We start from the raw sequence: 15779 nt of genomic DNA on the forward strand, positions 1-15779 counted from the left end.
GCGCATGCCCGGCCTGTTCGATGCCCGGCCCGTCGCCGCGTGGGACCTGAATTCCCTGCTCGCCGCCCTGGACCCGCGCTCGCAGCGGGCCGAGCGCAACCTCTGGCTGGTGCGCCTGGCCGAGTGGTTGCGCCATGCCCGCGTGGCACCGAAGCCGTCCGACGACGGCGCCCAGCCGGGCCCGGTGGATGCTCCCCGGGCCACGCCCCGTCCGGTGCTCAAGCTGCGCCATCTGCTCAACCTGCTGGACCGCGAACCCGAATACCGGGCCAGGTTGGTGGAGCTGCTGGCTCGCACGCTCATGGACATGGACGCCACCTTGCTGCTGGCCGACTTCGGTTTTGCCTCACAGATGGCCTTCTTCAGCGAGCTGCTGGAGCGCATCCAGCGCAAGCTGCTGCCGGGCACGCCGGACACGGACGATCTGTCAGAGCTGTTCCAGTTGATGTTCTGCGACGCCGACGACGCCCGGTGGCTGCAGGCCATCGACGATGACACGCTGGAGCGGCTGGCCGCGCTGCTGCGCGAGGCCGTGGCCGCCAGCCGTCATCCCAGGGCCGCCGAGAGCTGGCGCACGGCGCTGCTGGATGCGACGGTCTTCTGCCTGACGCAGGCGCGCGCGCTGGCCTTCTCGGCCGACATCCGCAGCCGCCTGGGCGGGCCGGCCCGTGCTCTGGCGCCCTTCCATCAACTGCTGCGCGCCTTCCAGGCCGTGCGCCACGAACTGGAGGCTGCGCAGCGGCGCGAGGAGGCCTTGGGGCCGGCGCTGCGCTACTTCCACACCTTGCTCGACGCCTGCCGGCACGACGCCGCCACGGTGTACGACGCGCTGGAGGACACCGGCATCTCGGTGAACATCGTCTTTGCCGTGCAGCAGCTTCAAGCCCGGCTGGACCGCGCCGGTCAGTTGCTGGACTGCCTGCTCAGCGACACCCCGGCGCGCGCCGTGCGTGACCTCGTGGTGCAACTGGCCGAGACCGCCCGACGCCGGCGCAGCGTGCGTGCGCTGATGGCACGCAACTACTCGCTGCTGGCGCGCAAGATGGCCGAGCGCAACGCGGAAACGGGCGAGCACTACATCACCCGCGACCGCCGCGAGTACCTGCGGATGTTCTGGCGCGCGGCCGGCGGCGGCGCGGTCACAACGATCACCGTCTTCCTGAAGTTCCTGATCGGCCTGCTGGGCTTCTCGGGCTTCTTTGCGGGCTTTGCCGCCGGCCTGAACTACGCGGCCAGCTTCGTGGTCATCCAGCTCGCGCATTTCACGCTGGCCACCAAACAGCCGGCGATGACGGCGCCGGCGATGGCCCACAAGCTGGGCGACCTGGGCAACGATGCGGCGGTGGAGGACTTCGTCGACGAGGTGAGCCACCTCATCCGCACCCAGGTGGCCGGCATCCTTGGCAATGTGAGCGTGGTGCTGCCCTGCGCGCTGGTGGTGCAGTGGCTGTGGGGCCTGGTTTTCGGCGCGCCGCTGATCGGTGCGGACAAGGCGCAGTACGCGGTCGATTCGCTCAGCGCCCTGGGTTGGACCCCGGTCTATGCGGCCGGCACGGGGGTGCTGCTGTTCGCCTCCAGCCTGATCGCCGGCTGGGCCGAGAACTGGTTCGTACTGCACCGGCTGGGCAGTGCGCTGCGCTGGAACCCGGGCATCGTGGCCCGGCTGGGGGCGAACCGCGCGGCGCGCTGGTCGACCTGGCTGCAGGCCAACATCTCGGGCCTGGCGGGCAATGTCTCGCTGGGCATGATGCTGGGACTGGTGCCGGCAGTGGCCGGCTTCTTCGGCATCGGCTTCGATGTGCGCCACGTGACCCTGGCCAGCGGCCAGCTCGGCGTGGCGCTGGGCGCGATCGGCTGGGACCTGCTGTCCACCCCGGGGTTCTGGCTGGCGGTGGTGGGCATCGTGTTGACCGGCCTGCTCAACGTCACGGTCAGCTTCGTGCTGGCCTTCCGCCTGGCGCTGCGCGCGCGCAACATCCGCCTGAAGGACCGGGGCCGCATCCATGCCGCGGTGCGAGCGCGGCTGCGCCGGCGCCCCCTGAGCTTCCTGTGGCCTCCCCGTGAACCGGCCGCCGCCGCCACGGTCTGACCGCTAAGGTCAGCGGGGCGGGACCTCAGTGTCATCGGTGCGCTCGCCCTTGCGGCGGCCCGAGAACATCGTCCACCACACGATGAGGATCAACAACACCAGGGCGCCCAGCGCCTCCAGCACAATCAACCACATGTCCTTGTCCTGTCCTGTCAGGCCCGACGCTCGGGCGCACGGAGCCCGGCCGCTGCCCCCTCGGGGGGCGGGGCTTGCCCCCACGGCGTCGTGGCGCCTGGCCGCGGCCGCTGCCATTCTAGGGATGCTGGCGGCGTGCGGCACCGCGCCGCCCCGAAGCGTTCCCTCCGAGCCGCCGGCACCGGCCGCCCCCATCATCGAGCAGCCCAAGTCCCGCTGGGTTCCCGTGGGCTGGGACGCCCTGCCCGGCTGGGCCGATGACCAGATCGTGCTGGCCTGGCCCGCCCTGCTGCGCAGTTGCACCCGCCCCGCCACGGGCTGGGAGGCAGCCTGTGCCCGCGCCCAGGCCCTGAGTGACCCCAACGAGGCGGCCGTGCGGGCCTGGCTGCAGCGGCATCTGCAGCCCTACCGCGTGGAGCCGCTGGACGGCTCTTCCGCCGACGGGCTGCTGACGGCCTACTACGAACCCCTGATCGAGGCCCGCCGCCTGCCCGATGCCCGTTTCCGGGTGCCGCTGTACCGTGCACCGGCCGACCTGGCCCAGCGCCGCCCCTACTGGACGCGCGCGCAGCTCGAAACCCTGCCGGCGGCGAAGTCCGCGCTCAAGGGCCTGGAGATCGCCTACGTGGCCGACCCGCTGGATGCCCTGATCCTGCACATCCAGGGCTCGGGGCGGCTGCAGCTCACCGAGGCCGACGGCCGGCAGCGCCTGGTGCGCGTGGCCTTTGCCGGCCACAACGATCACCCGTACCGCTCGGTGGGGCGCTGGCTGGTGGAACAGGGCGTGTTCACGCTGGAGCAGGCGTCGTGGCCGGCCATCAAGGAGTGGGCGCGCACCAACCCGCGACGCGTGATGGAGATGCTGCACGCCAATCCGCGCTACGTCTTCTTCCGCGAAGAGCCCCTGCCCGATCCCAGCATCGGCCCGGTGGGCGCCCAGGGGGTACCGCTCACGCCGGGCCGCTCGATCGCGGTGGACCGCGGCTCCATTCCCTACGGCACGCCGGTGTGGATTGCCAGCACCGAGCCGCCGCCGCAGCCCGGCGGCGAGCCGCGCCCGCTGCAGCGGCTCATGGTGGCGCAGGACACGGGCGGCGCCATCGTGGGCGCTGTGCGGGGTGATTTCTTCTGGGGCTGGGGCGACGGCGCCGAGGGGCTGGCCGGACGGATGAAGCAGCCGCTCAAGATGTGGGTGCTGTGGCCACGCCGGGCGGCACCCTAGCCCCCGGGGCCGGCCCTGTCGGCGCGAGCGACCGCCCGGGCGTTGAAGGGGCAGGTGGGCCCGCGCCAGCAGCGGGGGCTTTACAAACGTTCACTCACACGATGCACGGCAGACGCACGACACTTGCACGATGCTGTCCATGATGGCCACTCCTGACTCCTGCCCGCGGACCTTGCTGCGGCGCGCCGGCCCGGTGTGGGCGGCCGTGCTGGCGGCGGCCCTGGCCGCCTGCGCCACGCCTCAGGCCGTGCCCGTGCATCGCCCGGCGCCGGTGGCAGTGAACCAGCCGCTTTACTTCTATCCCACCCGAGGTCAGGACGAACGCAGCCAGCACCGCGACCGCTACGAGTGTTACCGCTGGGCGTCCGAACAGACCCGCAGCGACCCGGGCATGACCCCGCTGCGCCACGTCGGCGCGCCGCCGCCCGCCGTGTACTACGACCCCCAGCCCGGACGTGACACCGCGCTGGGCGCGGCCGCGGGCGCCCTCGTCGGCGGGATGACGGCCTCGTCCCCGCGCCATGCCGGCGAGGCGGCCGCCGTGGGCCTGGTGCTGGGGGCGATCATCGGCGCCGTGTCCGACCAGGCGCGTGCCGAGGAAGCCCAGCGGCTCAACGCGCAGGCCGCCGCCATGCTTGCGCCGCCGGCCCCGGCCCCCCATGACGTCCGCCGCGCGATGGCCGCCTGCATGAGCGGCCGGGGCTATGCGGTGCGCTGACCCCTTCCACCCGGAGGCCACCATGCCGACCCTGCCCGCCCCCCTGCGCCGCCCCCTGCCCTGGCTGCTGGCCGCCTTGATGGCATCAGCCCCCGACGCCTGGGCCCAGGACGGCTGGCGGCCCAAGGACGGCCGCAGCCCCGAGCGCGAGCGGCAGCACCCCCTGGCCCGGGCGGTCGAGCAGCACCAGCCCCCCCACGCTCAGCGCGGCCGTGACGAACCGCCTCCGGGCCACTGGCGCCAGGCCGGCGGCGGCTGGCAGGGCGGCCCCCGGGTGGGCGAGCGTTACGGCGAAGGGCAACGCCCGCCCCGCGTGGGCGAGTCGCGCTTGTCGGGCGACGGGCCCGCGCAGGACCGCGGCGGCGAACGCCCGGCCCGTTTGCGCGACGGTGGGCGCGACGACGGCTGGCAGCCCCGGCCCGACCGGCACCGCGACGGGGATCGGGACCGGGACGACGGGCGCCGCTGGCACAGCGAGCACTCCTATCACTCGGGTGGCGCCGGCTGGCAGCCGCTGCCGCAAGGACGCCCGCCGCGCCCGGGCCACGTCGTCCACCACCTGCCCGCGGCGAGCCACCACACCGTCTACCTCGGCACGCCCTACTGGTTCTACCAGGGCGCCTGGTACAGCCGCAGCGGCAGCGCCTACGTGGTGGTGCGCCCGCCGGTGGGCCTGTACCTGAGCACCCTGCCGTACTACCACCGCGTGGTCTATTGGGGCCCCACGGTGTATTACGTGCTCGATGGCGTGTACTACGCCCCGGTGGCCTCGGGGGGGTACCAGGTGGTGGAGCCGCCGCAGGCCGCCGGCGAGCGCTTCGACCATCCCATCGCCTATCCTGCCCGCAACCAAAGCGCCCAGCAGCAGGCCGACGACCAGTTCCAGTGTCATGAGTGGGCGGTGTCGCTGAGCCACTTCGACCCCAGTCTGCTGGGCACCGGTCAGCCGATGAACGACAGCCCGACGCTGCGCGACAACTACCGACGCGCCTGGTCGGCCTGCATGGAAGGTCGCGGCTACACGGTGCGCTGAAGGCCCAGGCCCCGGCTCAGCGTCGGCCGCGCACCAGGTGGTTCAGCGGCAGCGCCCGGCTGGACTTCACCTCGCCCAGCGAGAAGCTGGTGTGCAGGTCCTTCACGTTGGGCAGGCGAAACAGCGTGTCCATCGCCCAGCGCGAGTAGGCCTCCAGGTCGGTGGCCATGACCTGCAGCTCGAAGGTGCCCGTGCCCGAGATGTAGTGGCACGAGATCACCTCGGGCAGGGCGCGGATCGCATCCTCCAGCGCCTGCGTGGCGCCTGCGTTGTTGCGCTCGGCATCCACACGCACGAAGGCCAGCACGCCCAGGCCGATCTTGTGCCGGTCGATTTCGGCCCGGTAGCCCTTGATGTAGCCCTGCTCCTCCAGCCACTTCACGCGCCGCCAGCACGGCGTGGGCGACAGGCCGATGCGCGCGGCCAGCTCGGCATTGCTCAGGCGCGCGTCTTGCTGCAGCTCGGCCAGGATGGCCACGTCGTAACGGTCCAGACCCTCGTGGGTCTCGGCCCGGCTTGGCGGCTCGGCAGCCGGAGACCCTCGGGTTTTCCCTGATTCTGGGTGTTTTGAGGGCACTTGTTTCTCGAAATTGACATCGAAGAGTCAATTATTCCTTGAAAGCCGGCTGAGCGGGCAAAGAAAGGAAAGACTTGTCGGCCGAGGCTTTCTACACTGTGAGGCATTCCCTGGGCCTGCGGGCGGGCCACAAGCGCGCTGGCGGGCCGGCCACCCCAGGACCACCACGAGGAGTCCCGCGATGAACGCCCCCCTGCCCGACGCCATCCGCAAGGCGCTCGAATCCGTCACCCTGGACGACAAATACACGCTCGAGCACGGCCGCGCCTTCATGAGCGGCATCCAGGCCCTGGTGCGCCTGCCGATGCTGCAACGCGAACGCGATGCCCGAGCCGGCCTGAACACCGCCGGCTTCATCAGCGGCTACCGCGGCTCGCCGCTGGGCGGCTACGACCAGGCCCTGTGGGCCGCCAAGAAGCACCTGGCCGCTCACCACATCGTCTTCCAGCCCGGCGTGAACGAGGAACTGGCGGCCACCGCGGTGTGGGGCACCCAGCAGCTCGACCTCTACCCCGAGCACAAGAGGTACGACGGCGTCTTCGGCATCTGGTACGGCAAGGGCCCGGGCGTGGACCGCTGCCTGGACGTGTTCAAGCACGCCAACATGGCCGGCACGGCCCGCCACGGCGGCGTGATCGCGATCGCCGGCGACGACCACATTGCCAAGAGCTCGACCGCCGCCCACCAGAGCGACCATGTGTTCAAGGCCGTGGGCTTCCCGGTGTTCTTCCCCACCAGCGTGCAGGAGATCCTCGATCTGGGGCTGCATGCCTTTGCGATGAGCCGCTTCGCCGGCGTGTGGTCCGGCATGAAGACGATCCAGGAGATCGTGGAGTCGGCCGCCAGCGTGGACATCGACCCCGATCGCGTGCGCATTGCACTGCCCGAGGACTTCGTCATGCCCGAGGGCGGTGTGCACATCCGCTGGCCCGATGCGCCGCTGGAGCAGGAGGCCCGGCTGATGAACTACAAGTGGTATGCCGCGCTGGCCTATGTCCGTGCCAACCGGCTCAACCACACCGTGATCGACTCCCCCCATGCCCGGCTGGGCCTGATCGCCTCGGGCAAGGCCTATAACGACACCCGTCAGGCGTTGCATGACCTGGGCCTGAGCGACGAGCTGTGCCGTGCCATCGGCATCCGGCTGCACAAGGTCACCGTGGTGTGGCCGCTGGAAGCCACCATCACGCGCGAGTTCGCCACGGGCCTGGACGAAATCCTCGTCATCGAGGAAAAGCGCCAGGTCATCGAGTACCAGCTCAAGGAAGAGCTCTACAACTGGCGCGAGGACGTGCGCCCCAACGTGCTGGGCAAGTTCAACGAGCCCGAGGGCGATCACTCCGGCGGCGAATGGTCGATGCCCAACCCGGCTTCGAACTGGCTGCTGCGCGCCCAGGCCGACCTGAACCCCGCACTGATCGCCAAGGCCATCGCGCAGCGCCTGGACAAGACTGGCCTGATGCAGCGTCTGAGTGCCGACCAGCAGGCCCATGTGCGCGCGCGCATCGCGCTCATCGAAGCCAAGGAACGCAGCGAGCAGACCCTGGTGGCCGCCACCGACCGGCTGCCGTGGTTCTGCAGCGGCTGCCCGCACAACACCAGCACGCGCGTGCCCGAGGGCTCGCGCGCGGTGGCCGGCATCGGCTGCCACTACATGACGGTGTGGATGGACCGCAGCACCTCCACCTTCACGCAAATGGGCGGTGAGGGCGTGCCCTGGGTGGGGCAGGCCCCCTTCACGAAGGAGCGGCACATCTTCGCCAACCTGGGCGACGGGACCTACTTCCACAGCGGCCTGCTGGCGATCCGCCAGAGCATCGCCGCCGGCGTGAACATCACCTACAAGATCCTCTACAACGACGCGGTGGCCATGACCGGCGGCCAGCGCGTGGGTGAACGCCCCGAGGGTCACTCGGTGATGCAGATCATGCAAAGCCTCGTGGCCGAAGGCGTGGCCAAGCTCGTGATCGTCACCGACGAGCCCGAGAAGTACCGCGGCGCACCACTGCTGCCGGGCGTGACGGTGCACCACCGCGATGAGCTCGACCGCCTCCAGCGCGAGTTCCGCGAGATCCCGGGCTGCACGGCCATCATCTACGACCAGACCTGCGCCACCGAAAAGCGCCGCCGCCGCAAGCGCGGCACGATGGCCGAGCCGGCCCGGCGCGTGGTGATCAACGAGCTGGTGTGCGAAGGCTGCGGTGACTGCTCCGAGCAGAGCAACTGCCTGAGCGTGGAGCCGGTGGACACCGAGTTCGGCCGCAAGCGCCGCATCAACCAGAGCACCTGCAACAAGGACTTCTCCTGCGTGAAAGGCTTTTGCCCGAGCTTCGTGACCGTCGAGGGCGGTCAGCTGCGATCGGCCCGCAAGGACTCGATGCGGCCCGATCCGTCGCGCCTGAGCGCCCTGCCCGAGCCGACGCTGCCGCCGGCCGAGACGGCCTACGGGATCATCGTGGCCGGCGTGGGCGGCACCGGCGTCATCACGATCGGCCAGTTGCTGGGCATGGCCGCCCATCTGGAGGGCAAGGGCGTGGTCACGCAAGACGCCGCGGGCCTGGCCCAGAAGGGTGGCAGCACCTGGAGCCACATCCAGATCGCCAACCGGCCCGAGGCCATCCTGACCACCAAGGTGGGCACGGCCGAGGCCGACCTCGTCATCGGCTGCGACCCCATCGTGACGGCCACCAAGACCACGCTGGCGGCCATGCGCGAGGGCCGCACCCGCGTGGCGCTGAACGTGCACGGCACACCCACTGCGGCCTTCGTGCACGACCCGAACTGGCAATTCCCCGCCGGCACCTGCGACACCGCCATCGCCCAGGCCGTGGGCGAGGCCCACGTGGGCCGGCTGGACGCCGAACAGCTCGCCGTGCGGCTGCTGGGCGACTCGATCTACACCAACCCGATGATGCTGGGCTATGCCTGGCAGAAGGGCTGGATCCCGCTGACGCATGCCGCGCTGATGCGCGCCATCGAGCTCAACGGCGTGCAGATCGAGAACAACAAGGCCGCCTTCGAATGGGGCCGCCATGCCGCGCACGACCTGGCTGCGGTGATGGCCCTGGCCCAGCCCGCCGGCCAGGTGGTGCAGTTCATCCGCAAAAGCGCCACCAGCCTGGATGAGATCGTGCAGCGGCGGGTGGACTTCCTCACCGGCTACCAGAACACAGCCTATGCCAAGCAGTACCAGGCCTTCGTCGAGCGGGTGCGCACGGCCGAAGCCCGGCTGGGCAGCACCAAGCTGACCGAGGCCGTGGCCCGCTACCTCTTCAAGCTGATGGCCTACAAGGACGAGTACGAGGTCGCCCGCCTGCACAGCGACAAGACCTTCCTCGCGCGGATCGCCCAGCAGTTCGAGGGCGAGTACCGCCTGCGCTACCACCTCGCCCCGCCCTTGCTGGCCAAGCGCAACGAGCGCGGCGAACTGGTCAAGCAGCCGTTTGGCCCCTGGATGCTCAAGGCCTTCGGCCTGCTGGCGCGCCTCAAGGGCCTGCGCGGCACGCCCTTCGACCCCTTCGGCCGCACCGAAGAGCGCAAGATGGAGCGCGCGCTGATCGGCCGCTACAAGGACACGGTCGAAGAGCTGCTGGCCGGACTGAACGCGGGCAACCTGGCGCTGGCCGTCGAGATCGCGCGCCTGCCCGAGCAGATCCGCGGCTACGGCCATGTGAAAGAACGCCACCTGCAGACGGTGCTGCCCCGGTGGGATGCGCTGATGACCCAGTGGCGTGGCGGCGGCGCCGTCTCCAAGGCCGCCTGAAGCCTCGGCCCGGCGGGGCGGACAGCCCCCGCCGGCCGCTCGCCAGCCTCGTCACGATTCGTTGCAGTTGTCCGACGAGCGGCCTCCCGGACGCCTGCCCCAGCGATGTCGGAGGCAGGCCCTTGCGGCATCATTCACATCTTCAATTTCAAGGACGATGTGACGATGAACGCAGGACGGATCTCGCGGCGTCAGGCCTTGCGGCTGGGCACGGCGGCGTTGGTGGTGGGTGCAGGCAGCGGCTTGGCGGGCTGCGGCGGTGGTCAGGAGGGCCAGGACGCTCCTCAACTGCGCTTCGTGAACGCCACGGTGGACTACTCGCCCGCCGACTTCTGGGTCGATGGCTTGCGGGGCCCGACGAATGTCTCGTCCGGCGGTGGCTTCACGGGCTATGGCTTCGTTCGGGAAGGGTCCCGCCCGGTCGGGGTGGGGCCGTCCGGGGGCGCGGCGACGGTCACCGTCCAACGCAGCTTTGCGACAGGCAGCTTCACCACGGCTTTGGCCTTGATGGGCTCGGGCGGCAACGAGGAGCTGCGCTTCCTGGACGAAAATCACAGCGCCGCCCCTGCCGGCAGCGTGCGGCTGCGCGTGCTCAATGCCACCAGCGCCAGCGGCTATGACGTGTATGTACAGTCCGGCGCGCCTTCTTCCAGCGACACGCCCCTCGTGGCGCAAGGCTACAACAGCCTGAGCGACTTCACCGATCTGCCTTCCGGGTGGCGGCGCGTATACATCACCAATCGCAACAGCCTGTCGGTGATCTTCCGCTCCCAGGAGTTCAATTTCCCCGGCCGCACCGTGGGCAGTCTGGTGATCGTCCCTGTCGGCGCAAGCTTGGCCGTGGTGGCGCTGCAAGAGCAAGGGGTGGCTGCCCGACTCATCCACCACGCCTGAGCGCGCGCTGTGGCGCCCCCCCGGCCCCAGGGGTCGTCTGTGCCGCCGGCCCGCCCTACACTGGCCGGGCATGTCCACCGACACCCTGGGTTGTCCCTCCATTGCGGCGGCGCGGGCTCTGGCGCCACAGCAGCGTGTGCCGTTTTTCATCTACCGTGAGCCGGTGGGCTCGGTGGCTCGCTCGCTGCTGCCGGTGCTGGCCACTTGCGCGCCCTGGCTGAAGGTGGGGGAAGGGGCCGTGCAGATGGACGAGCGGCTCTACAGCGTGGAGCAACGCTCACTGGCCCTGGCGCGCACCAATGCCGTGTTGCGCGCGCATGGCTTGGTGCCGGGCTGGCGCGACGAGTCCTACGGTGTGAGCGTGTCGGCCGACGAGCCGCCGCTGGCGCGCATCGAGCGCGCCGCGGCGCGCGTGTGGGGCACCCTCACCTTTGCAGCCCATCTCAACGGTTACGTGCGCGCTCCCGGGGGCGCGATCACCCATTTGTGGATCGCCCGTCGAGCCTGGAACAAGCCCACCGATCCGGGCAAGCTCGACAATCTCGTCGCCGGCGGCGTGTCCTATGGACAGACTCCCTTCCGGGCGCTGCTGCGCGAGTGCTGGGAGGAATCGGGCCTGCCCGAAGCCACCGCGCGGCGCGCCACGCCCGGGCGCATCGTGCACCTGCTGCGCGATGTGCCCGAGGGGGTGCAAAACGAACAGATCTACGTCTACGACCTGGAACTGCCCCGGGGCCTGAGGCCGCACAACATGGACGGCGAGGTGGCCGAGCACCGCCTGCTGCCGGTGGACGAGGTGGTGGACCTGCTCGGCACCGAGGCAATGAGCACGGACGCGGCCCTGGTCACGCTCGAATTCCTTTTGCGTCGCCGCCTGCTGCCCCGCGCCTTGCATGAGGCGTGGAATGCCGCGGCCCGCCCCTTGTGGCAGACCCCACCCTACGCGTGGGCGTGAGACCCGCAGGCACGCGCGGATCAGAATTCGAACAGCGTCAGCCCCACACCGAGGCTGGTCTGACGCACGTTGTAGTCCAGCAGCGTCTCGCCATAGCCGTGGAACAGCTGCACATACCAGCGCAGGCCCCGTGGGTTCGAAGGGTCCACCGGATAGGTCCAGTCCAGTTGCAGCGCGCCGCGGTCGATCTCGCGCAGGTTGCTGCGGTACAGCAGCGAGGCCGTGGCCCGGCCGGGCACCCAGGCCAGGACCAGGTCGGCGCGGCCACGGTAGCGCGTGAGATCGGGGTTGTCGTCGTCGTCCGACGATTCGGGCAGGCGGCGCAGCACGCGCGCCAGTACGCTGACCTCGCCCCGCTCGAACCCGGCACCGAGATAGACGCGGTTCCACGAGCGCGACAGCGGTTCGGCCTGCCCGTTGGACTGGTGCGACAAGCCGAGCTGCGCCATGCGCCACTGCCAGCCCACGGGCAGGCGGCGCAGCGGCCCGGGCACCGGCGCCACGTAGATCAGCTCGGGCTCGTAATCGGTGCTGCGGAAGGGGGCCGACTCGCGCGGGTTCCACACCTGCCACAGCGACTGCTGCGTGTAGCCGAACCACAGGTCGCCCTCGGGCAGCAGCAGGCCTTCGAACAGCTTGGTGCGGATCGACAGTTGCAGCTTTGCGCCCAGGTGCTTGTAGTCCGGCAGGTTGCCGGGGCTGTCGCGCGTGGGGCTGGAGGGGTTCTGGTTGACGCGGCTGGTGTGGTGCACCGGCAGCAGGAAGTTGGGACGATAGGTCTGGAAGCGGAAGGTGCCGCGTTTGTCGGCGCGCTCGAGCTCCCAGTAGCGCGACCACAGGCCGGCGTCCATCGCGGCGGACCGGGGCTCACCGTCCGCCGCCGCCCCGGGGGCAGGCAAGCCTGGGGATGACGCAGCCACCGGCGCCACCGCAGGCCCGGCCGGCCCCGGGGGCGCCAGGCGTCCGGCCAGGCGGTCATAGCAGGCCAGGCGATCCCGGTCGTCGGCCAGCGCGGCACAGGCCGCCAAGCCTGAGGGTGAGGTCTCGGGCGAGACCAATGGGGTGTCGGCGGCCGCGCCCGCAGCTCCCAGCAGGGCTGCCGCAGCCAGGCCGCTGCGCCACGTCGCAGACTTCATGCGTTCCATGGGCGGTGATTGTCGCCCTGCGCGAGGGCCGTGCCCGCCCAGCGGACACGATTCGTTTCAAAGCCTTCGAACGTTGCCGTGAAGCGAGGTGAACCTCCGGCCCGCGGCGCTCTCTATGCTTCACGGCTGTTGCCCGCCGCCTTGCACCACCCCCACCCGATCACTCATGCCTGCCGCCCCGGACCGCTATACCGCCACCGCCATCACCTTGCACTGGCTGCTGGCCCTGGGCCTGCTGGGCATGCTGGCCCTGGGCCTGTACATGACCGGCCTGCCGATGTCGCCGTCGCGGCTCAAGCTGTACAACTGGCACAAGTGGGCCGGCATCGTCATCCTGGCCCTGTCGGCGCTGCGGCTGCTGTGGCGCCTGACGCACCGGCCGCCGGCCCTGCCGCAGCAGGTGCTGCGCCACATGCCGGCCTGGCAGCGCGTGGCGCACCACGGCACACACCTGGCGCTGTACCTGCTGTTCTTCGCGGTGCCGCTGATGGGCTGGGCTTACAGCTCGGCAGCGGGCTTCCCCGTCGTGCTCTTCGGCGTGCTGCCCCTGCCCGATTTCGTGCCGGCCGACCGCGCCCTGGCCGAGACGCTCAAGCCCTGGCACGGCGCCCTGGCCTACACACTGGCCGGCCTGATCGTGCTGCACGTGCTGGGTGCGCTGAAGCACCAGCTCATCGATCGCGACGGCTTGCTGTCGCGCATGTGGTTCGGCCGTTGACCCCCTCTCCCCAAGGACCTCCATGCTCAAGACCCTGATCTGGCCGCTGATGGCCGCCACGCTGCTGATGGCCTCCCCCGCCTGGGCCCAGCAGAAGCTCGTGCCGGCGCAAAGCGAGATCGTCTTCACCAGCCGCCAGCTCGGCGTGCCGGTCGAAGGCCGCTTCAAGCGCTTCGAGGCCCAGGTGGCCTTCGACCCGAAAAAGCCCGAGGCCGGGCGCATCGACTTCACCGTCGATCTCGCCAGCGCCAGCCTGGGGGTGGCCGAGGTCGAGGCCGAACTGGTCAAACCGGACTGGTTCCACACCGCCCGCTTCCCGCAGGCCCGCTTCGTCTCGCGCAGCATCAAGGCACTGGGCGGCGGGCGCTTCGAGGTGACCGGCCAGCTCAACCTCAAGGGGACGGCCCGCGACCTCGTGGTGCCCGTCGCCCTGAACCAGGCCGGCGGCACGACCACGGCCACCGGCCAGTTCACGCTGCAGCGCCTGGCCTTCAAGATCGGTGACGGCGAATGGGTCGACACCTCGATGGTGGCCAACGACGTGCAGGTGCGCTTCAAGCTCGCGCTGACCGGCGTGCCACCGCTGTGACCCACCGCGCCCCCGGCCATTTCACCACATCAACCCCAAGGAGAACCCATGCACAAGACCCTGCTGGCCAGCACCCTCGCCTCGGCCCTCCTGGCTTCGGCCTTCGCCGCCCAGGCCGCCACCTACGCCATCGACCCGAACCACACCTTCGTGACTTTCGAGATCGACCACCTGGGCGTGAGCACGAACCGCGGCCGCTTCGACAAGAAGGAAGGCACCGTGCAGTTTGACCGCGCCGCCAAGACCGGCAAGGTGGAGCTGACCATCGACATGAGCTCGATCAACACCGGCACGGCGCAGTTCAACCGCCACCTGCAGAGCAAGGATTTCTTCAACACCGCCGAGTTCCCCACCGCGAAGTTCGTCGCCGACAAGTTCAGCTTCGACGGTGACAAGGTCTCCGAGGTGGCAGGCACGCTCACGATGTTGGGCAAGACCCAGCCGGTGGTGCTCAAGGCCAAGCGCTTCAACTGCACGCAGCACCCGATGCTCAAGCGCGAAGTGTGCGGCGGCGACTTTGAGACCACCGTCCAGCGCAGCCAGTGGGGCATGGACTGGGGCCTGAACATGGGCTTTCAGGACCAAGTCCGCCTGGTGATCCAGGTCGAAGCCATCCAGCAGTGAACCCGGCGTCTGCGTCAGCCGCAGGCCCCGCACGCCCCGCCCGTGTGCGGGCAAGGGGTGGCCGTCGTCAGGGCTGCCCGCGCCATTGCTGATGGCGCATCAGGCGATGACGCAGCCGCTCGGCCGCGCGCTGCGCCTGGCGGCCCGGCTCGGCCAGCAAGGCGTCGGTCGTGCGCCAGAAGTCGGCCAGCGCCTCCAGGCGCAGCCGTTGCGCCTCGGCATGGGCTCGATCGTGGGCGAACGCCAGGCGCTCGGGGGTCCAGAGGGGGTCGTTCATCACAGGCTCCAGGAACGGAAGGCTCACCGTGAAACAACTCTAGGTGGGTAAGCGGCGGCGCGAAACGCCACATCCGGCGATTCGGTATTGCGAAACCTGCAAAACCAGCGCAGCATCCGGCCATGGACCTGCATCTGGACGACGTGGCGCTGTTCGTGCGCATCGCCACGTTGGGCACGCTGTCAGCCGCTGCGCGCGAGCGCAACGTGTCCGTCAGCCAAGTCACGCGCGCACTGGCGCGGCTGGAAGCCGCCTGCGCCGCGCGGCTGATGCACCGTAACACCCACGGCCTGAGCCTCACCGACGAAGGCGACGCCTTCCTCGCCCAGGCGCGGCGCCTGCTCGACATCCATGCCGAACTGCAGGCCGAGCTCGGCGGCAAGCTCGGCCGCCCCAGCGGCTGGGTGCGTGTGAGCGTGAGCGCCGTGCTGGCCCAGGACGTCATCGCTCCCTCCTTGCCCAGCCTGTACGACCGCCACCCCGAGCTGCGCGTGGACATCGCCGCCGACGACCGCATCATCGACATGGCCCGCGAAGGCATCGACGTGGCCATCCGCACCGGCACGCCGCACAGCGAGGCCGTGGTGGCGCGGCAGATCGGCCAGCTCACCCGCAGCCTGTATGCCGCGCCGGCCTACCTGGCCCGCTTCGGCATGCCCAGCCACCCTGACGAGCTGAGACAACACCGTCTGGTCACCTACAGCACGCCGGCGGCCCTGAACGAATGGGTCTGGCGCGAGGGCCGCAGCGAACGCCATTTCATGGCTCGAGGCCACACCCGCGTGGACAACACCGCAGCCATGGTGGCCATGGTGGAAGCCGGGGCCGGCATTTCCCGTCTCACCGACTTGGTGGCCGCGGCCCGGGTGGCGCAGGGACGGCTGGTGCCGGTGCTGCCCGGCGTGTTCTCCAGCGAACCCGTGCCGATGTACGCGGTGATGCTGCGCGAACGCCACCGCCTGCCCAAGGTGCGCGCCTGCATCGACCACTGGGCCGACTGGATGACCCGGCAGGCCGCCACCGCCCCCTGAGGTAGGCTT

The 15779-nt window shown here is 70.3% G+C and carries 15 protein-coding genes; 11 read left to right on the plus strand and 4 right to left on the minus strand.

Annotation, left to right across the window (positions count from 1 at the left end; translation table 11 throughout):
* The first annotated feature begins 4 nt into the window (after nucleotides 1-4).
* Nucleotides 5-2089, plus strand: coding sequence for a site-specific recombinase (locus tag AC1ECW_RS00655; protein WP_409702424.1), 2085 nt, complete (start codon nucleotides 5-7; stop codon nucleotides 2087-2089).
* A gap of 9 nt (nucleotides 2090-2098) precedes the next feature.
* Here the strand turns inward: AC1ECW_RS00655 and AC1ECW_RS00660 are convergent, their stop codons facing one another.
* Nucleotides 2099-2224 carry a hypothetical protein gene (locus AC1ECW_RS00660; RefSeq protein WP_409702426.1) on the minus strand — a complete coding sequence of 42 codons (126 nt, stop codon included), beginning with the start codon at nucleotides 2222-2224 and terminating at the stop codon, nucleotides 2099-2101.
* 124 nt (nucleotides 2225-2348) lie between these two features.
* On the opposite strand from AC1ECW_RS00660, the gene mltA reads away from it, so the two are divergent.
* The 3 genes from mltA (at nucleotide 2349) to AC1ECW_RS00675 (ending at nucleotide 5197) form a co-directional block, all read left to right on the plus strand.
* A complete protein-coding gene (gene mltA, locus AC1ECW_RS00665) occupies nucleotides 2349-3446 on the plus strand; it encodes a murein transglycosylase A (protein WP_409702428.1) in 1098 nt (365 codons plus the stop codon).
* A gap of 139 nt (nucleotides 3447-3585) precedes the next feature.
* Nucleotides 3586-4164: a hypothetical protein gene (locus tag AC1ECW_RS00670; RefSeq protein WP_409702430.1), complete on the plus strand. Its 579-nt coding sequence runs from the start codon at nucleotides 3586-3588 to the stop codon at nucleotides 4162-4164.
* A 22-nt stretch (nucleotides 4165-4186) separates the two neighbouring features.
* The gene (locus AC1ECW_RS00675; RefSeq protein WP_409702432.1) at nucleotides 4187-5197 is read left to right on the plus strand and encodes a DUF6515 family protein; all 1011 of its coding nucleotides are present in this window, start codon (nucleotides 4187-4189) and stop codon (nucleotides 5195-5197) included.
* A 16-nt stretch (nucleotides 5198-5213) separates the two neighbouring features.
* Here the strand turns inward: AC1ECW_RS00675 and AC1ECW_RS00680 are convergent, their stop codons facing one another.
* Nucleotides 5214-5774 (minus strand): Lrp/AsnC family transcriptional regulator, encoded by a 561-nt coding sequence (locus AC1ECW_RS00680; protein WP_409702434.1) that lies wholly within the window; start codon nucleotides 5772-5774, stop codon nucleotides 5214-5216.
* A gap of 181 nt (nucleotides 5775-5955) precedes the next feature.
* On the opposite strand from AC1ECW_RS00680, the gene AC1ECW_RS00685 reads away from it, so the two are divergent.
* From AC1ECW_RS00685 to AC1ECW_RS00695, 3 genes are all read left to right on the plus strand, one after another.
* On the plus strand, nucleotides 5956-9537 hold the full coding sequence (locus AC1ECW_RS00685; RefSeq protein ID WP_409702436.1) for an indolepyruvate ferredoxin oxidoreductase family protein: 3582 nt from the start codon (nucleotides 5956-5958) through the stop codon (nucleotides 9535-9537).
* A 165-nt stretch (nucleotides 9538-9702) separates the two neighbouring features.
* Entirely contained in the window at nucleotides 9703-10431 is a 729-nt protein-coding gene (locus AC1ECW_RS00690) for a DUF4397 domain-containing protein (protein ID WP_409702438.1), read from the plus strand.
* Nucleotides 10432-10501: 70 nt separating this feature from the next.
* Nucleotides 10502-11386 carry an NUDIX hydrolase gene (locus AC1ECW_RS00695; RefSeq protein WP_409702440.1) on the plus strand — a complete coding sequence of 295 codons (885 nt, stop codon included), beginning with the start codon at nucleotides 10502-10504 and terminating at the stop codon, nucleotides 11384-11386.
* A 20-nt stretch (nucleotides 11387-11406) separates the two neighbouring features.
* On the opposite strand, the gene AC1ECW_RS00700 is transcribed toward AC1ECW_RS00695, so the two are convergent.
* A complete protein-coding gene (locus AC1ECW_RS00700) occupies nucleotides 11407-12522 on the minus strand; it encodes a phospholipase A (RefSeq protein ID WP_481200924.1) in 1116 nt (371 codons plus the stop codon).
* A gap of 175 nt (nucleotides 12523-12697) precedes the next feature.
* Between AC1ECW_RS00700 and AC1ECW_RS00705 the strand changes: the two genes are divergently transcribed.
* From AC1ECW_RS00705 to AC1ECW_RS00715, 3 genes are read left to right on the plus strand one after another with little or no spacing between them, the layout of a single operon-like run.
* Nucleotides 12698-13249 (plus strand): cytochrome b, encoded by a 552-nt coding sequence (locus AC1ECW_RS00705; RefSeq protein WP_481200925.1) that lies wholly within the window; start codon nucleotides 12698-12700, stop codon nucleotides 13247-13249.
* 22 nt (nucleotides 13250-13271) lie between these two features.
* The gene (locus AC1ECW_RS00710) at nucleotides 13272-13838 is read left to right on the plus strand and encodes a YceI family protein (protein WP_481200926.1); all 567 of its coding nucleotides are present in this window, start codon (nucleotides 13272-13274) and stop codon (nucleotides 13836-13838) included.
* A gap of 48 nt (nucleotides 13839-13886) precedes the next feature.
* Nucleotides 13887-14462, plus strand: a complete 576-nt coding sequence (locus tag AC1ECW_RS00715) for a YceI family protein (protein ID WP_409702448.1) — start codon at nucleotides 13887-13889, stop codon at nucleotides 14460-14462.
* Between the two features lie 67 nt (nucleotides 14463-14529).
* Here the strand turns inward: AC1ECW_RS00715 and AC1ECW_RS00720 are convergent, their stop codons facing one another.
* Nucleotides 14530-14739 carry a hypothetical protein gene (locus AC1ECW_RS00720; RefSeq protein ID WP_409702450.1) on the minus strand — a complete coding sequence of 70 codons (210 nt, stop codon included), beginning with the start codon at nucleotides 14737-14739 and terminating at the stop codon, nucleotides 14530-14532.
* A gap of 122 nt (nucleotides 14740-14861) precedes the next feature.
* On the opposite strand from AC1ECW_RS00720, the gene AC1ECW_RS00725 reads away from it, so the two are divergent.
* Nucleotides 14862-15770, plus strand: a complete 909-nt coding sequence (locus AC1ECW_RS00725; RefSeq protein ID WP_481200927.1) for a LysR family transcriptional regulator — start codon at nucleotides 14862-14864, stop codon at nucleotides 15768-15770.
* Nucleotides 15771-15779: the final 9 nt, after the last annotated feature.

The sequence above is a fragment of the Caldimonas hydrothermalis genome, from assembly GCF_056746695.1.

Excerpts from the sequence above, each read along its gene's own strand:
- AC1ECW_RS00715 (WP_409702448.1), top strand. The coding sequence starts at position 13,887 with ATGCACAAGACCCTGCTGGCCAGCACCCTCGCCTCGGCCCTCCTGGCT.
- AC1ECW_RS00690 (WP_409702438.1), top strand. The coding sequence starts at position 9,703 with ATGAACGCAGGACGGATCTCGCGGCGTCAGGCCTTGCGGCTGGGCACG.
- AC1ECW_RS00670 (WP_409702430.1), top strand. The coding sequence starts at position 3,586 with ATGATGGCCACTCCTGACTCCTGCCCGCGGACCTTGCTGCGGCGCGCC.
- AC1ECW_RS00720 (WP_409702450.1), bottom strand. The coding sequence starts at position 14,739 with ATGAACGACCCCCTCTGGACCCCCGAGCGCCTGGCGTTCGCCCACGAT.
- AC1ECW_RS00685 (WP_409702436.1), top strand. The coding sequence starts at position 5,956 with ATGAACGCCCCCCTGCCCGACGCCATCCGCAAGGCGCTCGAATCCGTC.
- AC1ECW_RS00705 (WP_481200925.1), top strand. The coding sequence starts at position 12,698 with ATGCCTGCCGCCCCGGACCGCTATACCGCCACCGCCATCACCTTGCAC.
- AC1ECW_RS00695 (WP_409702440.1), top strand. The coding sequence starts at position 10,502 with ATGTCCACCGACACCCTGGGTTGTCCCTCCATTGCGGCGGCGCGGGCT.
- AC1ECW_RS00710 (WP_481200926.1), top strand. The coding sequence starts at position 13,272 with ATGCTCAAGACCCTGATCTGGCCGCTGATGGCCGCCACGCTGCTGATG.
- AC1ECW_RS00655 (WP_409702424.1), top strand. The coding sequence starts at position 5 with ATGCCCGGCCTGTTCGATGCCCGGCCCGTCGCCGCGTGGGACCTGAAT.
- AC1ECW_RS00660 (WP_409702426.1), bottom strand. The coding sequence starts at position 2,224 with ATGTGGTTGATTGTGCTGGAGGCGCTGGGCGCCCTGGTGTTGTTGATC.
- AC1ECW_RS00700 (WP_481200924.1), bottom strand. The coding sequence starts at position 12,522 with ATGAAGTCTGCGACGTGGCGCAGCGGCCTGGCTGCGGCAGCCCTGCTG.
- AC1ECW_RS00725 (WP_481200927.1), top strand. The coding sequence starts at position 14,862 with ATGGACCTGCATCTGGACGACGTGGCGCTGTTCGTGCGCATCGCCACG.
- mltA (WP_409702428.1), top strand. The coding sequence starts at position 2,349 with ATGCTGGCGGCGTGCGGCACCGCGCCGCCCCGAAGCGTTCCCTCCGAG.
- AC1ECW_RS00675 (WP_409702432.1), top strand. The coding sequence starts at position 4,187 with ATGCCGACCCTGCCCGCCCCCCTGCGCCGCCCCCTGCCCTGGCTGCTG.